We start from the raw sequence: 20,718 nt of genomic DNA on the forward strand, positions 1-20,718 counted from the left end.
GGCATGAAAAAGGCGCCGCGGGGATCCGCAGCGCCATCGACGCACCCATGAGAGCACCTGTCCCACCACTGGCTCAAGTGTCTCTTCAAAGGCTGTGCCATTGGTCCACCCACAGCAGGAGAAGAATGAGCCACGCCAGGCCAACGGACCAGGAGAGGTGGTCCACCCCCAACCCCTCGCGGCTGAGCCATTGGTACAGTCGACGCCGATCAAGGACGGCAAGGAGACCCGCCCCATGGCCGTGGACGAGCTCGACACGCGCATCCTGCGGCTGCTGCTGGAGCAGCCGCGCACGAGCGTGCGCGAGTACGCCCGTGTCCTCGGCGTCGCCCGGGGCACGCTCCAGGCCCGGCTCGACCGGCTGGAGCGCGCCGGTGTGATCACCGGCACGGGTCCCACGCTCTCCCCCGCCGCGCTGGACCACCCGGTGCTCGCGTTCGTGCACATCGAGGTCACCCAGGGCCATCTTGACGACGTGGGCGACGCGCTGGCCGCCGTACCGGAGATCGTGGAGGCGTTCTCCATCACGGGTGGCGGAGATCTGCTGACGCGGGTGGTGGCGCGCGACAACCTCCACCTCGAGGACGTCATCCAGAAGCTCATCAGCCTGCCCGGCGTCGTCCGCACCCGCACCGAGGTCGCCCTGCGCGAACGTGTCCCGTACCGGCTGCTGCCGCTGGTGGAGTCGATCGGCCGCACTGCCGGCGAGTGACGCTTGGCATGCTGGACCGCATGAGCGACTTCGGCACCACCTCGGTCATCTTCGACCTCGACGGAACACTCGTGGACAGCGAGCCGAACTACTACGAGGCAAGTCGCCGCACCCTTGCCGAGCACGGCGTCCCGGAGTTCACGTGGGCGGACCACGAAGGCTATGTCGGCATCAGCACACTGGAGTCGGCCGCCCTCTGGAAGGAGCGGTACGGGATCGAGGCTCCCGTGGACGAACTGCTCGCCGGCACCAACCGCCGCTACCTCGCCCTCGCCCGCGCCGCCACCTCCGTCTATCCCGAGATGCGCCAGTTCGTGGAACTATTGGCGGCCGAAGGCGTACCCATGGCCGTGGCCTCGGGTTCGGCGCCGGAAGCCATCGAGGCGGTCCTGGCCGGCACGGGCCTGGACGCATACCTGCGGACCACCGTCTCGGCCGACGAGGTCACCCGCGGCAAGCCCGCTCCCGACGTCTTCCTGGAGGCGGCCCGCCGTCTCGGCGCGGCCCCGGCCGACTGCGTGGTCGTCGAGGACGCGGCCCCGGGCGCGGCCGCGGCCCGGGCGGCGGGGATGCGGTGCATCGCGGTTCCGTACGTCCCGTCCCAGGCGGACGCGCCGGAGTTCGGTTCGGCGGGTCTGCTGGTGCGGGGCGGGCAGGGGGAGTTCACGGCGCGAGGGGCCTACGAGTGGCTCGTACGCTCCGTCGGCACGCGGATCGCGTGAAGCCGGGCCGCACCCCGATTGATCTCGTCCGGACCGTTGACGCTCCCTCACCTCACGCATAGCGTCTGGTCGATCACCCGCACGCTGTCCGTCATTTCGAACGACGTGGCCCCCGTGGAGGAGCAACATGGCCCCGCCCCTCTCCAGAAGAACCCTTCTCCAGAGCGCGATAGTCGCCGCGGCCGCCCCCGGCTTCGCAGCCGCGGGTACCGGCGGGGCCTCCGCCGCCCCCTTGCCGCCGCCCGCGTCCTGGACGCTCCAGCCCTTCCAGCTCAAGGAAGTGACGCTGGGCAAGGGCCTGTTCGCGACCAAGCGGCAGCTGATGCTGGACCACGCGCGTGGCTACGACGTCAACCGGCTGCTCCAGGTGTTCCGCGCCAACGCCGGCCTGTCGACGCTCGGCGCGGTCGCCCCGGGCGGCTGGGAGGGGCTGGACGGCGAGGCCAACGGCAATCTGCGCGGGCACTACACCGGGCACTTCCTGACGATGCTCTCGCAGGCGTACGCCGGCACCGGGGACCAGGTCTACGCGGACCGGATCCGCACGATGGTGGGGGCGCTGACCGAGGTGCGTGAAGCACTGCGGAACGAACCCGTCGTACTCAGTGCCCCTGGGCAGTTCGGGAACGCAGCCGAGAACGTACGCGGCTCCTACCAGTACATCGATCTGCCGTCCGGCGTGCTGGGCGGTGCCTCCGCGATCACGCTGTCCACCTGGGTCAAGCCCACCCATGACGCCGACTGGGCCCGCATCTTCGACTTCGGCGACAACAACACGCGGTACCTGTACCTGGCCACCCGCAACGGCGACGGTGTGCCCCGCTTCGCCATCACGACGAGTGGGCCGGGCGGCGAGCAGGGACTGAACGGCACCGCCACGCTGCCGCTCGACGAGTGGAGCCACCTCGCGGTGACGATCGCGGGCGGCACCGGCACCCTGTACGTCAACGGCGTCGCCGTCGCGCGGAACACGGCGATGAGCCTCACCCCGGCCGCCCTCGGCACCCTCGCCAACAACTGGCTCGGGCGCTCCAACTTCCCGGCCGACCCCGTCTTCGCGGGCGCCTTCGACGAGTTCGACGTGTGGTCGCGGGCCCTGACCGCGGACGAGATCGCCTCGCTGCGGGACAGCCGTGCCGCCGACTCCTCCGCGGGCCGCGGCGACCTGGCGTCGTACGCCTTCGACGAGACGACGGGTGGCACGTTCGCGGACGCCTCCGGCCGCGGTCTCACCGCGACCCTGCGCCGCACCTGGGGCGCGCCGAGCCACCCCGGGTTCCTGGCGGCGTACCCGGAGACGCAGTTCATCGACCTGGAATCGAGGACGAGCCCCGACTACACCAAGGTGTGGGCTCCGTACTACACCGCTCACAAGATCCTCAGGGGTCTGCTCGACGCCTACGTCGCCACCGACGACGACCGCGCGCTCGACCTCGCGTCCGGCATGTGCGACTGGATGTACTCCCGGCTGTCCAAGCTGCCCGACGCCACTCTCCAGCGGATGTGGGGCATCTTCTCCAGCGGGGAGTTCGGCGGCATCGTCGAGGCGATCGTCGACCTGTACACGATCAACGGCAAGGCCGAGCACCTCGCGCTCGCCAAGCTGTTCGACCTAGACAAGCTCATCGACGCCTGCGCCGCCGGCACCGACACGCTCGACGGGTTGCACGCCAACCAGCACATCCCGATCTTCACCGGGCTCGTGCGGCTGTACGACGCGACGGGCGAGCAGCGCTACCTGACCGCCGCGAAGAACTTCTGGGGCATGGTCGTACCGCACCGCATGTACGGCATCGGCGGCACCAGCACGGCGGAGTTCTGGAAGGCCCGGGACGTCGTCGCGGGCACGATCAGCGCCACCACGGCCGAGACGTGCTGCGCGTACAACCTGCTGAAGCTGAGCCGGATGCTGTTCTTCCACGACCAGAACCCGGCGTACATGGACTACTACGAGCGCGCCCTGTACAACCAGGTGCTCGGCTCCAAGCAGGACAAGGCGGACGCGGAGAAGCCGCTCGTCACGTACTTCATCGGCCTCACCCCCGGGCACGTGCGCGACTACACGCCCAAGCAGGGCACCACCTGCTGCGAGGGCACCGGCATGGAGAGCGCCACCAAGTACCAGGACTCGGTGTACTTCAAGGCCGCCGACGGCAGCACCCTCTACGTCAACCTCTACAGCCCGTCCACGCTGACCTGGGCCGAGAAGGGCGTCACCGTCACCCAGACCACCGACTATCCGCGCGAGCAGGGCACCACCCTCACCGTGCGGGGCCGCACCGGCACCTTCGCGCTGCGGCTTCGGGTGCCCTCCTGGGCGACCGCCGGTTTCCGGGTGACCGTCAACGGGCGTACGGTCGACGGCACTCCGAGGCCGGGCAGCTACTTCACCGTGTCCCGGAAGTGGCGCGACGGCGACACCGTCCGCGTCGCCGTCCCGTTCCGCCTGCGCGTCGAGAAGGCCCTCGACGACCCGTCGCTCCAGACGCTGTTCTACGGTCCGGTCAACCTGGTCGGCCGCAACGTGTCGACGAGCTACCTGCCGTTCGGCCTGTACCGCAACGCCGCCCTCTCCGGCGACCTGCTGCCCTCCCTCGCGCCGGTCGCCGGAAAGCCCCTGCACTACACCCTCGACGGCACCGAGTTCGCGCCCTTCTTCGAGGGGACGGAAGACCCCACCCACGCGTACGTGCGGCGGGCCGAGCCCCGGGTGGTCTTCGGGAACACCGACTCCGGCGTCGCCAACCCGGCGAAGGCCGACGGCACGAGCCTCCTCGACGAGATCTGGGCCGGGGCGCCGTTCAGCGGCAAGGGCGCGCTGGTGGCGCGGGTGCGGTCGACGGTGGACGCGTGGGTGTCCGCGGGGCTGCTGGCGCGGGCCGACGGGGAGACGGTGGTGAGCACGGCGCGGAGCGCGACGTACGTGCGGTGACGTCTCCCGCGCCCGGCCGAGGCGGCTGAGAGCGGTTTCGGGCTACGACCGGCGGCGCGGCTTTCCGGTGCCGCGCCGTCCACCGCTCTTCGGGGCGGCGGAGCGGCCGCGCGCCGTGCCGCCGCTCGGCTTCGCCCGGCCGCCCGTCGGCTTACCGCCCGTGGTGGGCTTGCGGCCTTCTCGCTTCTGCTCGGTCTGCGACTTCGGCTGGGGCTGCGGCTGCGTGCGCCCGCGCGTGCTGTTGACCGTGCGGCCGCGGACGATGCCGATGAAGTCCTCGACGAGGTCGGTGGTCGCGTCCTCGGGCCAGGACAGGGCGACGCTCGACTGGGGGGCGTCCACGACGGGACGGTAGGTGAGGTCCCTGCGGTGGTGGAGGCGGGCCAGCGACTGCGGGACGATCAGGACGCCCACGCCGGCCGCCACGAGTTCGATGGCGTCCGCCGTGGTGGCGGGGCGTTCGAAGGCGGGCTGCCCCGGGAGGCTTTGCCAGCCGAGGACGTCGTCGAGGGGGTGGAGGACGACCTCGTCGACGAGGTCGTCGAGGGACACCTCCTCCGCCGCGGTCACGACGTGGTCCTTGGGCACCACGACGACCGTCGTCTCGGTGTAGAGGGGGATCGCGCTGAACACCGTACGGTCGACCGGGAGCCGTACGAAGCCCGCGTCGGCGGCGCCGTCGCGCAACACGTCGGACGCCTCGGCGGCCGTCACCTGGAGGAGGGTCAGGGGGACGTCGGGCAGGCGCTCGGTCCAGGTCCGCACCCACTTGGCGGGGGTCACCCCGGGGACGTAGGCGAGTCGGAAGGAGGGGGAGTCTGGCGAGCCGGTCACCTCGCCAGGTTACCGGCTGTGGTCGGAGGGCTCGTTCGCGGCCGATAGTCTGGATGGCATGAAGTCGCACCAGACCACCCAGACGATGAAGCCCGCGACCGCGGCGAAGAAGCTGGGTGTGTACCTCCCCGCCACCCCCGCCGAGTTCCAGGAGGGGGTCGTCTCGCGTGCCGAGCTGAACGAACTCCAGGCCAACCCGCCGGAGTGGCTGCGGGAACTGCGACGCACCGGCCCGCATCCTCGTCCGGTCGTCGCGGCGAAGCTGGGCGTCTCCATCGCCGGTCTCGCCCGGGGCGGGGTCACCGAGGCGCTCACCACCGAGCAGATCGAGGCGCTCAAGGACGACAAGCCCGAGTGGCTGGAGAAGGAACGCGCCACCCAGGCCGAGGTCCGCAAGGAGGCGGCCCGCCTCAAACAGCGGGACGCCGAGCGCGCCGAGCACGATTCCTGAGGCCTCAGGAATCGATTCGCCTGGTGGCGGGACGATCCCGACGCCGCACCCCGCGGAAGAGTGCCGCCCCCGGCGACCACTACGATCAGGCCATGGTTCCACGGGCGAAGGGCCCGGTCTGTTGGGGGTTGTCATGGTTGCTGGTCGTGTGGTGCGGTTCGACAGTCAGCGGGGGTACGGGTTCATCGCTCCCGACGACGGTGGCGAGGACGTGTTCCTGCATGTGAACGACATGCTGATTCCGGAGTCGGCGGTGCACCGGGGTGTGGTGGTGGAGTTCGAGATCGAGGAGGGTGAGCGCGGCCCGAAGGCCTCCGCCGTGCGGCTCGCCCGGGGTGAGGACGGCAAGCCGCTGGCTCCGGACGACGACTCCCTCTGCGATGTACTGAACACGCAGGAGTTCACCGCCGAGGTCACCGAGCTGCTGCTGGCGGCGGCGCCCTCGCTCACCGGTGAGCAGATCCTCGAGGTCCGCGGCGCGCTGGCGAAGTTCGGCAGGGGACACGGCTGGGTCGAGGGCTGACCGTACTCGGCTCATGAGAGCCAGGCCCCGCGCCGCGTGATCGTCATCACCTGATCGTTTTCCGCGGGCGGCTATGGTGGCGGAACGAAATCGAACGAGGCAAGGCGTCGGAGGACGAGCGGTGTCGGACGAGGGGCGGCTCGTCGCCGGGCGCTACCGGCTCGTGGAGCTGATCGGCCGGGGCGGCATGGGCACGGTGTGGCGCGCCGACGACGAGGTGCTCGACCGCAGGGTCGCGCTGAAGCAGCTGCACGTACAGCCGCACCTCGCCGACGCCGAGCTCGCCACTCTGTACGAACGCACCCGCCGTGAGGCACGCGCCGCAGCCCGTGTCGTACATCCGAACGTGGTCGTCGTCCATGACGTCGTGGACGACGACGGGCGGCCCTGCATCGTCATGGAGTACCTGCCGGCCGTCACGCTCGGCGATCTCCTCGAACACGGCCGGACGGTTCCTCCGGAGGAGGCCGCCCGCATCGGCCTCGGGATGATCGCCGCCCTGCGCGCCGCGCACGCCGCCGGTGTGCTGCACCGTGACGTCAAGCCCGGCAACGTCATGCTCGGCGCCGGGGACCGGGTGGTGCTCACCGACTTCGGTATCGCCGTGACCACGGGGTCGTCGACGCTGACCCGGACCGGCGAGATGGTCGGGTCCATCGACTTCATGGCCCCGGAACGGATCCGCGGTCAGAAGCCGGGGCCCGCCTCGGACCTGTGGGCGCTGGGCGCGACGCTGTACCAGGCGGTCGAGGGGCGGCCGCCGTTCCGCCGGGACACCGCCGTGGAGACGGCGTACGCCATCGCCGTCGACCCGATGGAGCCGATGAAGCGGGCCGGGCCGCTGGAACCGCTGATCGAGGCACTGCTGTTCAAGGAGCCCGAGGAGCGTCCGTCGGCGGAGCAGACCGAGCGGGCGCTGCAGTCCGCGCGGTCCTCCGCACAGACAGCCGGACCGGCGCCGGACTGGTCCAGAACGGGTACGACCGTGGCGTGGTCGGACGACCGGGCGCCGGGTGACGAGACGCTGGGGCGGTCGACCGAGAGGACGAAGGAGCGGTCCTCCGGTGGAGAGCCCGTGCCGTTCGAACACTCCCTCGCCGACCGAGGGCGAAAGCAGCGTAAAGATCGTCGCAGGGGCCGTGTGCTCCTCCTGGTCGTCGCCTCCGTGGTGGCCGCCACGGCCGTGACCGTCGGCGTGATCAACATGTCGCCGTCCGGCACGGAGACACCCCGTGCCGCCACCCACTCGACCGGCCCCACCACGGCGTCGTCCTCACCCTCACCCTCCCCTCTGCCGGAGGGCTACCGGTCGGTCAAGGAGGAGCGGTTCGACGTCTCCTTCCCCGTGCCCGAGGACTGGAAGGCGACCAGGCGGTCCGACGACGAGGTCGTCTACACCGACCCGTCCGGGCTGGCCGGCGTCACCATCGGGATGGTCGAGCCCGCCGGTTCGAGCCCCAAGGACCACTTCACGGACATCGAGACGAACACGAAGGTCAACTACCCGACGTACCGGCGGCTGCGCATGCAGGAGACGCGGTTCCAGGGGCAGCCGGCCGCGGTGTGGGAGTTCACGTTCCACGGCAAGGCCCGCCCGTTTCGCGCCATCGACCTCGGCTTCGGCCGGGAGGGCGGCCGGGAGTACGACATCTACCTGTCGGCGCCCGAGGCCGAGTGGAACAAGTACCGGCCCGTCTTCGACCACGTGCGGGACGGGTTCGTCAGACTCGGTGACTGACCCCGCGCCGACCGCGCCCGGGAGGCCGCCGCGGGTCAGCACACAGGCGCCGCAGGCGTTGTCAGTGGGCTGCCCTAGAGTTCCCGTCACTTGATCACTGCGGTGCGGGGAGGCACGTATGGGGTGGGTGACGGCGGGCGACTACGAGATCGCCCTCGACAACGGGAAGGTGGTGTGCCGCAACGCGTCCGGGCGACGATTGAAGTCAGTTCCGGCCAAACTCGCGGACGACCCGGCCGTGGTGGGACTCCGTCAGCTCGCCGAGTGGCTGGACCGGCACGAACGGCAGTGCATGACCGACGTGGAGCGGTGGATGGTGCGCTCCCTCCCGGTTCCCCTCGCCGTGCTCGCCCGGGTGTGGCCGGACCCGGCCTGGCAGGGCGCCCTGCGCGACCTCGTGGTCACCGGAACCGACGGCGAGGTCGCGGGGTTCCTCAGGGACGCCGACCTCGAGCGCGGACTCGGTCTCGTCGACCTCGACGGAGACACCGTGCGCATCACCCCCGAACTCGTCCGCCTCCCCCACCCCGTGCTCCTCGAAGACCTGGAGGAACTGCGGGAGTTCGCCGTCGAACTCGGTGTACAGCAGCGCGCCCAGCAGCTCTTCCGCGAGGTCTGGCACCGCCCCGCCGGTCTCGACGCGGAGGGCACCGCGGTCGAGGAGTACGCGGGCGGCGCGTTCAAGGAGCTGCGCTTCCTGCACGGCAGGGCCACCCAGCTCGGCTACCGCGTACGCGGCGGGAACGCCGTCTGCTCCGTGCGGGAGGACGGTGTCGGCGTCGAGGCCCGGGTCTGGATCGGTGACTACGACAGCTACGAGGAGACCGAGACCGGTCCCCTGATGTGGACCGACCCCGCGGGCCGAGTGCTGAGGCTCGGTCAGGTCGGGCCGGTGGCCTGGTCGGAGGGCATGCGCATGGCGGCCGCGCTGTACGCCGGACGCGACATCGAGGACGAGGAGCGGGCGGCATGACGACGTACGACGACACCACCGCGGCCGCGCTGCTCGACGCGGGCGCCGTCCTCCCCCCGGGAACGACGACGCGCGAGGACGCCGACACCCTCACCGTGCGCACCTACACCCACCCCGCCCTGGACGACCGGCGGGTCGTGCGCCTGGTGCCGGGCACGCTCGGTGAGGCGGAGGACCTCGCCCTGGACTTCCTGGGCCTCACCCGGGAACCGGACTCCCCCGAGGTCGGCCAGGTCCGCCGGGAGACCCTCGGGTTCCCCGCCTGGGCCCTGGTCAACGACCCGGCGAACGGCCACCACGCGCTGGCCCTGGTCAAGGACGTCGAGCGGCTCGCGCGGCAGGCCAAGTCCCGCCCGGGCCACGCCAAGGACGGCTTCGAGGAGCTCGGCGAACGGCTCGGCCGCGCGGTTCCGCACTTCCTGCCGACCTTCTACGAACAGGCCGCCCGGGTCTTCCTCCAGCACGAGAACACGACCTACGCCGCCGCGTTCTTCGGCAAGGCCCGTCACGCCGAGCGCGTGCACGCCCTGGCCGTCGACGAGGAGCGGCAGCGGGCCGTGTTCCTGGAGTTCGCCTTCGCCGGGGCGCTGACCGTCAAGGCGCTCAAGGAGCACGTCAAGGACCTCGCCGACCGACTCGATCCCGCCGAGGCGTGGGCCCAGTTCCGGCAGCTGACCGTGGAGCGCTGCGCCGCGGGCATGCCGCCGTACGCCTCGCTTCCTCAGGACGCGCGCGGGCTGATCAAGGCCGCCGGTCTGGCCCGGGTCACCGAGGAGTGCGCCCTCGTCGCCGATCTGATCGCCTCACCCGCCTCCGTCCGTGCGCCCGCCTCCTTCTGGACCGCCTACCGCGCCACCCTGCCCGTCCTCGCGGAGCAGCGTCCGGCCGTACGGGCCCGGCTGCTGGAGATCATGCCGGCGGGGCTGGGCAATGGCGTCGACAACGACGAACTCTGGCTGGCGTTGCTGGCGGAGAGCGGTGCGGAGCGGTTGTTGACGGGCGGGAGTGCGGGAGTCGGGGACGCGTCCGGTGCCGTGACCGGGGGCGGCGGTGCCGGCGGGGACAGTGGTGACGCGGCCGGTGGTGTCCTCGCGGCGAGCGGGGTCGACGCCGCCGACTGGCTGAGTCGTTGGGCCGGTTTCCGCAAGCACGGCGCGTCGGTGTCCGACCGTTCGCCGGCCACGCTCGCGCTCGTCGGGCGGATGGCGCCCCGGCTGCGCGCGGACGGCCGCGCCGTCGACCTGTTCACGGGTCGCTGGCACGCGGGCGCCGACCTCGACCTGCTGGACCTGTGCGTGGCGGAGGGCATCCCCTTGGCGGTGCCCGACGCCGAGACCGACGTGCACCTGGCCCTCGACCGGTGGCTGCGCGACACGCGGCCCGGGCGGCGGGACCTGACGGCGGTCGCGGCGGATCCGCGGTTCCGGCCCCTGTTGCACCGGGCGATCGGCACCTTGGGCCGGGGCCAGGCGGCGACCGAGCTGCTGGAGGCGGTCGCGGCGCACCCTGTGCTGAGTGGGGTGCTGCGCGAGTGGCTGGACGAGGCGACCGGGGAGCTCACCGGCGCCGTGGGCCTGCCCGCGGCCGGGGCCGCGCTGCACCGGCTTCGTCCTTTCCGCCCGGTCGCCGCGACGGTCAACTCGGAGGCTGTCGCCCGGGTCGGCGCGCACGAGGTCGCGCCGCTGCTCGGCCGCACCCTGCGCGCGGGCATCATGGACGAGCTGGGCTGGCCCGCCCTCGAGGAGGCGCTGCGCCTGCTCGACGACGCGACACGCGACCCTCGTGACAACGAGCTGACCGTGGTCGAGGCCTGGCCCGCACTGATCGTGGCGCGCGGGCACAAGGTGGTCGTCGTCGGCCCGGACAAGGTGCTGCTCGACCACGACCTGCGCATCCCGGTCCAGTTGGACCGCTGGCAGCGCCCGAACTTCCGCTACACCGACGGTGAGCTGCTGGTGGTGTGGCGGCACGACAACCAGCAGTTCGGCTACTGGTCCAACCGGCCGTCCCAGGTGTTCGTCCTCGGCGGCGAACACCTGGCCCACTGGTGGCACGGGCGCGACGCGGGCACCCCCTCGATCCCGCTGCCCGGCGGTGGCCGCGCCACCGGTGGCCGCACGTTGCACGCCGGCGACACCGTTCTGCCGCCCAGTCGGCCCGTCATCGGTGACGGCACCTCGCTGTGGCGCCTGGGCAGGCAGGGCCGGCAGTCGCTGTGGCTCGAGTACGACCCGGACACGGGCACGCACGGGCGTGCCTCCCTGCCCGCCTTCCTGAGGTCGGGCATCCGGGAGGACGCGACCCTCGCGCAGGACGACTGCGAGGTGCTTCCTCTGCAACCGGGCCTGGAGGGCAGCCCGTTCGGCACCGACGGAACCGTCCTCGGGCGCTGGGTGCGCACGGAGGGGACGGGAGCGCAGGCACGGACGACGACCGGGACGCCGGACGGCCGGACCGTGTCCCTGCCGATCGTCCCGGGCCACACGCGCGGTGTTCCGCTCGGGGCGCTGCGGCTGCCCGGCGGCGCCGAGCCCGTCGCCGCCCGGACGCACCGCCAGGTCTCCCTGTTCGCGGCCGACGACACCTCCGGCACCGGAGAGCTCGGCCGGGTGACCCAGAACGAGCAGGGCGGGGAGTACGCGGCGGGCACTCGGCTCGTTCCGCCGGTCGCCTTCTGGCACGCGCTGCGCCCCCGCGACGAGCGGGCGTCGGCACTGCTGCGCGCGCTGACCGACGAACAGGCCGCCGACGTGTTGCGCGCCGCGGCGGCCGCCCTCGCCGAGCGGCAGGCGAAGCTGACCGCCGCCGGTGGGCCCGCGGCCGCGGCGACCGCCGCCGGCAAGCCCGTCGTGCCGACCGCGGACGAGGTCGTCCGGCTCGCCGTGGCCCGGTCCCTGCCGGGGCTCACCGACGACCGGCTGCTCATAGGCGTGAGCACGCTCGTCCGCACGGCCCTGCGCGTCGCCGAGACGGCCGCGGCCTTCGCGGCGCCTCCCGTGGAACGGACGCAGGTCGACGGCCGGCGGACGGAGGGCATGTTCGCCGACTACCGCCCTCTGCACGGTGACGACCGCACGCTGCGCGCGGTCGTCGACGGCCTCGTCAACCTGGGCGGCTGGTGGGGCGGTGACCACCAGTGGAGCGTGCTGCGCCAGATCCGCGCCGTGAACCACGTGCTGTCGGGGAAGCCCGCCGACGGCAGGCCGCTGCCCGACCGCGCCCGGCTGTCCGCCCTCGGCGACGGATGGCGGAGCGAAGAACACACCATTCCGAGGATCGGCATGGTGTGGCCGTCCGTCCTGGAGGCACTGCCGCCGCTGGCCTACCGCGCCGCCTCGCCGACGCTGACCGACGCCTCGCGGGAGGCGCTGCTCCTGCTGCTGGAGGCGGTCGGCGAAGGTCCGCTCGCCGCGCCCGGGGCGGGACTGCGTACGGTCATGCTGGGCGAGCCGCACAGCAAGCAGGAGCGGGCCGGTCAGGTGCTGCGCCGGGACGGCCGTACCGTGGTCGTGCTCGGCTGCCAGCGCATCGACACCACCCGGGACCGGATCGTCTGGCTCGCCCTCGACCACGATCCGACCGGGGAATTCGGCGCGGTCGCCCACTTCACCCTGGAGCAGGAGACCAGGCACGCGTCGACGTTCCCCGCCGAGCGGCTCGCCGCCGTCACCCGTCTGGTCCGGGACAAGGGGGCGGCCCCCTGGCGGCCCGAGGCACCGGAGGCGCTCGCCGCCGCGACCGACGGCGGGCTGGGCCCCGTCCAGGCGACCGTGCTGCTCGCCGCCCGGCCGCAGGACGCCCGTGCCGAGGCGCTCGCCGAGATCGGGCTGAAGCCGCGTCAGCTGGAGTTCGGCGACAACCTGCTGGGTTCGCTGCGTACGGCGGACCGGGCCGCGCTCATCGAGGCGCTGCTGCCCGAGGACCCCGCCGACCTGTGGACGGGCGGACCGGACACACAAGCCGCGGGCCGGGTCTGGGCAGAGCGCCTCGGCTCGTTCGTACGGCTGCCCGAGGACGTCGCCGCCGACCTCGCCGGTGTGCAGGTCGCGTCGGCCGAGGCCGTGCTCAACCCCGAACTCACCCCGTGGATCAGCCGCACCACGGTCCAACAGCCCGACCAGGACGGGAACCTCGTCCCCGAGGACGCCCAGGCCCTCCCCGGACGGTACGACCTGGCCACCGCCGTGGGCGCCCTGGCCGCGCTCGCCTACGCCCTGCCCTTCGGGCACCCCCTGCGCGCCGCCCTGCCGGACGGCCTCGCCGCGCTGCGCCGCCGTGTCGCCGACCCGGGACTGCTGCTCGACCTGGACGTGGCGTGGACGGAGAAGGGCGGGCCGACCGCCGCCGAGATCCGCAAGGCGTACGGGCTGCCCGCCACGGGCGGTGCGGACGCGCACGGCCTGACGCCCGCAGGTGAGGCGCTGGTGCTGCGCCCCTGGACCGCCGACCACGAGACCGTGCTGATCCGCCCGGCCGCCCTCACCGGTCCGGACGACGCCGTGTTCGGGCTGCTGGAAGGGCTCGTCGGGACGCTGCGCGGGAGCGGGCTGTGGGCGCTGCGGAGGATCCTCGGCGACGACCTCGCCCGAGCCCTCGCCGCCGGGACCGAACCCGAGGGGCCGGTCGGCCACGCCCAGGACCCCACGGTCGGCGCGCCCGCGCTCGTCGGCGAGGTCGCCGCGGCCCACGGGCTGAGCGAGGACGCGGCGGTGCTCTACCTGCAACTGCTCGCCCTTCCCGACCCGACGGACCGCAACTGCGCCCGCTGGACCGGCTGGAAGCCCGCCCGCATGAAGAAGGCCCGCGCCGAGCTGGCCGCGACCGACCTGGTCGTCGAGGCCAAGCGGCCCCGCGCCGGACGCGCCCTCTTCCTGCCGTGCGGCTGGCTCGACCTCAAGGCTCCCGCGCTGCCGGTGGAGACCTGGAAGGAAGGCCTCTACCCGGTCACCGGCTTCTCCCGACCCGTCCCCCTCCTCCCGGTCGCCGAGCTCTTCGCCCGCGCCTGGGACCGCGTCCGCTCCGGCGACGCACCCGCCTACGAGGAACTCACCACCCGCGCCACCCGGAAGGGCCGCCGATGACCACCGTCCTTGCTCCTGACCCCGTGCGGCAGATCGTCCCACCCGAGGACCGGCACGCCGTCGAGCTCGCCTTTCTCGCCGCGTACGACGACGGGCCGCGGCCGCCCGCCTGGCGGCTGACGCCACGTGCCGTCGTCACGTTCGTGATGGGCAGCGACGGCCAGGCCCTCCGGCTGCCCGACGACGCGGCGGTGCCCGACGGCGTGCCGCGCCGACTCGTGGTGGAAGGCAAGTTCGTCGGCGACCGGGCGCTGGTCGAGCGATGTGTCGTCACCCTCGCCGGTGAGCGCGGTCTGCTGCTCGTCGGTGAGCCCGGCACCGCCAAGTCGATGCTCTCCGAGCTGCTGTCCGCGGCGGTGTGCGGCACCAGCGGTCTGGTCGTGCAGGGCACGGCCGGTACGACCGAGGACCAGCTCAAGTACGGCTGGAACTACGCCCTGTTGCTGGCGCAGGGGCCCAGCCGACAGGCGCTCGTGCCCTCTCCGGTGCTCACCGCCATGGCCCGGGGCGCCATCGCCCGGGTCGAGGAGGTGACCCGCTGTCTGCCCGAGGTGCAGGACTCGCTGGTCTCGCTCCTGTCGGAGCGGCGGATCGCCGTCCCGGAGCTGGCGGGCACGGACGACGCCTTGGCGCACGCCGCGCCCGGCTTCAACCTCATCGCGACCGCCAACCTCCGCGACAAGGGCGTCTCCGAGATGTCCGCCGCGCTCAAGCGCCGCTTCAACTTCGAGACCGTCGGCCCCATCCCGGACCTCGACGCCGAGACCGCGCTGGTACGCAGCCAGGCGCGGGCCGCCGTCGAACGGTCCGGTGCGGCCTTCCGGGTCGACGACGCCGTGCTGGAGGCCCTCGTCACCGCCTTCCGCGACCTGCGGGAGGGCAGGTCGACCGAGGGCTGGGAGGTCGAGCGGCCCTCCACGGTGATGAGCACCGCGGAGGCCGTCGCCGTCGCGGGCGCGCTGGGACTCGCGGCCGCGTACTTCCCCGGCGACCGTGACGTCCTCGGGCTGCTCCCCGGGCACCTCCTCGGCGTGGTCCGCAAGGACGACCCCGCCGACGCGGCCCGGCTGCGCGGCTACTGGGACGGCCCCGTCCGGCGCCGCGCGGAACAGGGTTCCGCCACCTGGCGCACCCTGTGGGACCTGCGCACGGTCCTGGAGGGCTGAGGACATGGCCCCCTCCTCCCTCTCCCCCGAGGAAGCCGTCGCCCTGCTCACCGATCCGGCGACGGGCCCTTACTTGATCGGCGTACGGCACCACGCGCCCTCCCTGGCCGCGGCCGTGCCCGCGCTGCTGGACGAGGCGAAGCCGGACGTGCTGCTCGTCGAGCTCCCCGCGGAGATGCAGGAGTGGGTGCCGTGGCTGGCCCACGAGGAGACACGGGCGCCGGTCGCGCTCGCCGCCGCGCCTGGTGGCGGAGGGCGCGGTGACGGGGGTGGCCGGAGTCACGGTGAGGGAGGCGGGGGCCTCGGAGGTGGTCCGGCGTTCTATCCGTTCGCCGATTTCTCGCCCGAACTCGCCGCCGTACGGTGGGCGGCTCGGCGTGGGGTGCCGGTGATCGCCTGCGACCTGCCGCTGGCCGACCGGGCGTGGGGGGAGGAACGGCGGGCGCCGGGTCGCGTGGGCGAGGTTCCCCGCCTGTCCGTCGCCCTGCGCGCTCGGCTCACGGGGCGGCCGGGGGACGACCTGTGGGACCGGCTGGTCGAGGCGACCGCCCCGGGCTCTCCGGTCGAGGCGCTGCGGCGGGCGGCGCTGCTCACAGGGTGGGCGCTGCGGGAGGACGCGGTCGCGTCCGGGGGCGTGCCCGAGCTGGATCTGCGGCGGGAACGCTGGATGCGGGCCCGGCTGGCCGCCGCCACCACGAACGGGGAGCGGGCCGCCATGGTGGTGGGGGCCTTCCATGCGCCGGCACTGACGGGCGATGCGGGGAACGAGCCCACAGAAGGTGATCCCTCCGAGGTCACGGGAGGCGTCGCTCGGCCCGTGTGGACGACCTCGCTGATCCCGTACACCTATGCCCTCCTCGACGAGCGGTCCGGCTACCCGGCGGGCATCCGGGATCCGGAGTGGCAGCACATGGTGCTGGAGGCGGCGGGCGATCCGGCCGCGCTGGAGGAGGCGCTGACCCGGGCGGCCGTGCGGGTGTGCGCGGAACTGCGGGCTCTCGGCCATCCGTCCGGGCCCGCCGACGCCCGCGAGATCACCCGGCTCGCCGGAGACCTGGCGCGGCTGCGGGGGCTGCCTGCGGCGGGGCGGGGCGAGCTGGTCGAGGCCGTGCAGACGGTGCTGGCTCAGGGCGAGCCGTACGGGAGGGGGCGGGCCGTCGCGCGGGCCATGGAGCGGGTGCTCGTCGGTACGCGCGGCGGGCGGCCCGCGCCGGGCGCACCCCGCAGTGGTCTGGCCCCGGCGGTCGAGGCGGAGGTGGCGGAGCTGGGGCTGCCGGGGCCGGGGGACCGCGGTTCCGGCGCGAGCCGGGATCTGCGGCTGGATCCGCTGCGTTCCGATCTCGACCGGCGGCGCGAACTGCTGCTGCGCAGGCTGACCGTGTGCGGGGTGCCGTACGCGGAGGCCAAGGAGGTCGCCGGCGCGGGCGGTGCGGAGTCCCTCACGTCGCGCTGGGAGGTGAGGTGGACGCCGGCCACCGCGGCCATGCTGACGGCGGCCGGCACACGGGGAGTCACGCCCGCCCAGGCCGCGGAGGGCGTACTGCGTGAGCGGCGGCGCGTGGAGGGGGACGAGGGCGGGCCCACGGCGGCGCAGGCCCTGCGGGGGCTTCAGGAGGCGGCGGAGTGCGGCCTGCCCGGACTCGCCGACGAACGGCTCGCCGATGTCGCCGAGGTGCTGCCGCCGTCCGGCACACTGTCCGAACTCCTCGCGGGTCTTGCGTTGTCGGACCGGTTGCGGGCCGGTCACATCGCCGGGCTCGGCGTGGACGAGGAACGCGCCGACAGGGCCGCCGACGTGGCCGACCTGCTCACCGCCGCCGCGGTGCGCCAACTGGACGGTCTGACCGGCTCCGAGGACCCGGCCGACGCCCACGCCCTGCTCGAACTCGCCCACCGTGCCGACCTCCAGGGCGGCCTGCGGCTCACCGACGCCCTCGCCCGGCTGTCCGCCGACGGCTCGCCCCTGATGCGGGGTGCCGCCGGAGCCGTACGGGTGCTGCTCGGGCACGAGGACGCCGAGACGCTCGGCGGTCGCGTCGCGTCCTGGGTCGACGGGGCCTGGGACGCCGAGTCCCGGTCCGCCCTCACCGCGCGGCTCACCGGTCTGCTCACCGCCGCGGGGCCGCTCCTGGAGGCGGCGGCCCCGGCCCTGGAGCCGCTCCTCGACCGGATGTCGGAACTGCCCGACCAAGCCTTCCTCGAACGGCTCCCCGCCCTGCGGGGCGGTTTCGACACGCTGAGTCCCGCGGCCCGGGACCGGCTCCTCGGCACGGTGGAGGAACGCCTCTCCCCCACCCGGCCCCTGTCCGACACGGGCGGCGTCGACCCCGTCGGCCTCGCCACCTGGACCCGGGCGGACCTCGCTGCCAGGGCGACTCTCGAGCGGCTGGGGCTGATGCCGGCGGCACGGGCCGACGGGGGCGCCGGCCCGGCGCCGAGCGGCACCCGACACGACGACGCCACCGACACCGCTGACTTCGACTCCGGCTCGGGTACCGGGGGCGGCGCCACCGAGCCCGGTTTCGGCTCGGACGCGGGCGAGGGCTCCACCGACACGGGCCTCGGCTCGCCCGACTCCGGCACCAGCTCCGGTTCCGGCACAGGCACAGGCACGCACCACCTCGCCCCCGCCGACCGCTGGCGCCTTCTCCTCGGTCGCCGGGCCGACAGGTTGCCGCGGTCCGCGGCCCCGTTGGCCGCCGCGCTGGACGAGTTGTACGGCAGTGGCCGTGGTGAGGGCAGCAGGGGTGGGCCGGGTGCTGGGGGCGGGGGTGGCCGGGAGGCGCCGTATCCCGGGGTGCGGGAGTGGTCGGAGGAGTTGGCGGCGCTGTTCGGGCCGGGTGTGCGGGAAGAGGTGCTGGCGGCGGCCGCCGCGTCGGGTCGGACGGACGTGCTCGGGGAACTGTCCCCGGACAGCGTGCGCCCCTCCGTCGACCTGCTGCGCACGGTGCTGCGGCACGCGGGCGGTCTGCCCGAGGCACGGCTCGCCGCGCTGCGTCCGCTGGTGAGACGCCTGGTGGACGCGCTGACCCGGGAGCTGGCCACCCGGCTGCGCCCCGCGCTGCACGGCACGGCCCTGCCCCGGCCCAGCCGGCGGCCGGGCGGCGGGCTCGATCTGCCCCGCACCCTGCGCGCCAACCTGGCGACCGCCCGCCGAGGGCCCGACGGTACGGTCCAGGTCGTCCCCGAGCACCCGGTCTTCCGTGCCCGCGCCCGGCGGGCAGCCGACTGGCGGCTGATCCTGGTGACCGACGTGTCCGGGTCCATGGAGGCGTCCACGGTGTGGGCCGCCCTCACGGCCTCGGTGCTGGCCGGAGTGCCCACGCTGTCCACGCACTTCCTGGCGTTCTCCACCGAGGTCATCGATCTCACCGGCCACGTCGACGACCCGCTGTCCCTGCTGCTCGAGGTCAGTGTGGGCGGCGGCACCCACATCGCCGCGGGCCTGCGGCACGCCCGCGAACTCGTCACCGTGCCGTCGCGCACCCTCGTCGTGGTCGTCAGCGACTTCGAGGAGGGCTGTCCGCTCGGCGGCCTTCTCGCGGAGGTCCGTGCCCTGGTGGGGTCCGGCTGTCACGTCCTGGGCTGCGCGAGCCTCGACGACACGGGCCGGCCGCGGTACTCCACCGGCGTCGCGGGACAGCTCGTCGCCGCGGGGATGCCCGTAGCCGCCCTGAGCCCGCTCGAACTCGCCCGCTGGGCAGGGGAGAAAATCGCATGAGCCCACAACTTCCTCCGGTCGCGCCGTCCGTGACCGCCGAACTCGTCGGGGCGCTGTCGCCCCGGCTCCGCAAGCGGCTGGACGCGGGTGTGGCCAAGCTGGCGGACCGGCCGGTGGTCGTGGACGGCGACACCGTGCGCCTCGCCGTCGACGACGACACCGACCTCGTACTGCACGCCCCCGGCGGCGCCGTGACCAGCGCGGACGCCATCCGCTGCGGCTGTCTCCTCGCCCCCGACTGCCTGCACCGCGCCGCCGCGGCCTCGGCCGCCCCGATCGCCGACGCGGCGCTGATCACCGGCCCCGACTCCGGGGCCGATCCCGCAGCCGAAACCGACCGGCCGGTGGTGGGCGACTCCGGTCCGGCCGGGCACTCCGACACCACGTCCCCCGACACCACGTCCCCCGACGCCACATCCGCCGTTGCCAGGCCCACCGACGCACCGGCCCAGGCACGCCCGGCCGTCCCCGACGCCCCCACCCCCGCTCAGCACACCGCCGCCCGAGCCGTCCGTGACGCCGGGGCCGCCGTGTTCGAGGCCGGTACGGACGGTGCCGGGGCCGTCCTCCAGGCGGAACTGCTCCGCGCGGCGCACACCGCGCGGCTCGCGGGGCTGCCCAGGACAGCCGCGTCGGCGGTGTCCGTGGTGACCGGGTTGCGGGCGGCCCGCTCCGCCGACCCGGCGTACCGCCTGGCCGACCTGGTGGCCGCGCTGCGCGACCTGCTGGGCACCGCCCACCGTCTCCCGTACGCCACCGGCCCGGAGCTCGCCGCCCTGCGCGGCACAGCACGGCAGCCGTACACCCCCGACGGGTCCCTGCGCCTGTACGGGCTCTTCTCCGAGCCCGTCCTCACGGCGACCGGATACGCGGGCGCCGTCACCTGGACCGCCGACGCCGACGGCCGTCTGTACACGGTCTCCGACGTGGCCCCGGGCGGTGCGGCCCGGGCCGTGGGCGCGGCCGACCGGGCCGTCCGCATCGGCGACACGTCCCTGACGCACCGCGCGTTGTCGCGTGCCGGGCTCGCCGTCTCCGGTGCCACCGTCTCGCCGACGGGCCGACTGGGAGCGGGGGCGGGTGTACGGGCGGTACGGGCGTCCGGCGCCGCCTGGCGGGGCGAGCCGCTCGACCGTCTCTGGGCCGTGCCCGTCGCCGAGCAGGTCTCCCGCGCGCTGTCCGACGGCGGCCACGGCCTGCTCTTCCTCGACGTGACGCTGCTCGGCACGGTGCGCGAGGCCGCGGGCGACTGCCTGCTCGCCGACTGTGGCGGTCTGCCGCTGCGTCTGGCCGCCGCCCACGACGATCCCGCGCTGCCCCACCGTGACAATCTCCGTCTGCTCGCGGCCGCCGCGGGCAGACGGCTCCGTGTCGTCGCCCGCCTCACTCCGGCGCCGCTCCCTCGCGCCCTGCTCCTCGCCTGCGACCACCCCACGGATCCCGAGAGCCGTATCGACGTCGGCCTCGACCGTCTCCGGCACGCGGACCTGCCCGCCTCCTCGGGGACGCCGTCCGCCGGCGCGCCGCCCACGCCCGACGAAGCCCCGCTGCACCTCCTGCGTCGGCGGGTCCAGCAGGCCGTCTCGGGGGGCCGTCGGGTGCTGGCCTTTCCCGGGGACGGCGCGTACGACAGCCTGCGCCTCGGCGAGTACGGCCTCGCGACGGCGGGCGATCTCCTCGACGAGCTGCACGGCGCCGCCGCGGACCGTGCCCGGGACGCCTTCGGCCGTCTCCTGCCCGCGGACACCGACCGGTTCGCGCGCGCCTGGCTCGCCGCCGCGCTCTACACCGATGAGGTCGACCGGGCGCTGTGCGCCTCGGCGTGGCGGGCCGAGCCGGAGCAGCGGTCGCTGCTTCCGGGGTGA

At 73.9% G+C, this 20,718-nt stretch carries 12 protein-coding genes; 11 read left to right on the forward strand and 1 reads right to left on the reverse strand.

Annotation, left to right across the window (positions count from 1 at the left end; genetic code table 11):
• Positions 1–235 precede the first annotated feature (235 nt).
• The 3 genes from ACGFNV_RS16850 (at position 236) to ACGFNV_RS16860 (ending at position 4,366) form a co-directional block, all read left to right on the forward strand.
• On the forward strand, positions 236–712 hold the full coding sequence (locus ACGFNV_RS16850) for an Lrp/AsnC family transcriptional regulator (protein ID WP_393623165.1): 477 nt from the start codon (positions 236–238) through the stop codon (positions 710–712).
• A 20-nt stretch (positions 713–732) separates the two neighbouring features.
• On the forward strand, positions 733–1,434 hold the full coding sequence (locus ACGFNV_RS16855; RefSeq protein ID WP_393623167.1) for an HAD family hydrolase: 702 nt from the start codon (positions 733–735) through the stop codon (positions 1,432–1,434).
• Between the two features lie 127 nt (positions 1,435–1,561).
• Positions 1,562–4,366, forward strand: coding sequence for a beta-L-arabinofuranosidase domain-containing protein (locus ACGFNV_RS16860; protein ID WP_393623169.1), 2,805 nt, complete (start codon positions 1,562–1,564; stop codon positions 4,364–4,366).
• Positions 4,367–4,408: 42 nt separating this feature from the next.
• Here the strand turns inward: ACGFNV_RS16860 and ACGFNV_RS16865 are convergent, their stop codons facing one another.
• The gene (locus ACGFNV_RS16865; protein WP_393623171.1) at positions 4,409–5,200 is read right to left on the reverse strand and encodes a LysR substrate-binding domain-containing protein; all 792 of its coding nucleotides are present in this window, start codon (positions 5,198–5,200) and stop codon (positions 4,409–4,411) included.
• Positions 5,201–5,258: 58 nt separating this feature from the next.
• On the opposite strand from ACGFNV_RS16865, the gene ACGFNV_RS16870 reads away from it, so the two are divergent.
• From ACGFNV_RS16870 to ACGFNV_RS16905, 8 genes are all read left to right on the forward strand, one after another.
• On the forward strand, positions 5,259–5,651 hold the full coding sequence (locus tag ACGFNV_RS16870; protein WP_393623173.1) for a DUF5997 family protein: 393 nt from the start codon (positions 5,259–5,261) through the stop codon (positions 5,649–5,651).
• Positions 5,652–5,784: 133 nt separating this feature from the next.
• Positions 5,785–6,174, forward strand: coding sequence for a cold-shock protein (locus ACGFNV_RS16875; protein ID WP_393623175.1), 390 nt, complete (start codon positions 5,785–5,787; stop codon positions 6,172–6,174).
• A gap of 121 nt (positions 6,175–6,295) precedes the next feature.
• Complete coding sequence (locus ACGFNV_RS16880; RefSeq protein ID WP_393623176.1) at positions 6,296–7,912, forward strand: serine/threonine-protein kinase; 1,617 nt, start codon at positions 6,296–6,298, stop codon at positions 7,910–7,912.
• Between the two features lie 118 nt (positions 7,913–8,030).
• Entirely contained in the window at positions 8,031–8,885 is an 855-nt protein-coding gene (locus ACGFNV_RS16885) for a DUF4132 domain-containing protein (RefSeq protein ID WP_393623178.1), read from the forward strand.
• Positions 8,882–13,966, forward strand: a complete 5,085-nt coding sequence (locus ACGFNV_RS16890) for a hypothetical protein (protein WP_393623180.1) — start codon at positions 8,882–8,884, stop codon at positions 13,964–13,966. The genes ACGFNV_RS16885 and ACGFNV_RS16890 overlap by 4 nt, the downstream gene beginning before the upstream one ends.
• Positions 13,963–15,132 carry an AAA family ATPase gene (locus ACGFNV_RS16895; RefSeq protein ID WP_393623182.1) on the forward strand — a complete coding sequence of 390 codons (1,170 nt, stop codon included), beginning with the start codon at positions 13,963–13,965 and terminating at the stop codon, positions 15,130–15,132. The genes ACGFNV_RS16890 and ACGFNV_RS16895 overlap by 4 nt, the downstream gene beginning before the upstream one ends.
• A gap of 4 nt (positions 15,133–15,136) precedes the next feature.
• Complete coding sequence (locus tag ACGFNV_RS16900) at positions 15,137–18,853, forward strand: DUF5682 family protein (protein WP_393623183.1); 3,717 nt, start codon at positions 15,137–15,139, stop codon at positions 18,851–18,853.
• The gene (locus ACGFNV_RS16905; protein ID WP_393623185.1) at positions 18,850–20,718 is read left to right on the forward strand and encodes a hypothetical protein; all 1,869 of its coding nucleotides are present in this window, start codon (positions 18,850–18,852) and stop codon (positions 20,716–20,718) included. The genes ACGFNV_RS16900 and ACGFNV_RS16905 overlap by 4 nt, the downstream gene beginning before the upstream one ends.

This window comes from Streptomyces sp. NPDC048751, assembly GCF_043198595.1.
GTDB lineage: Bacteria > Actinomycetota > Actinomycetes > Streptomycetales > Streptomycetaceae > Streptomyces.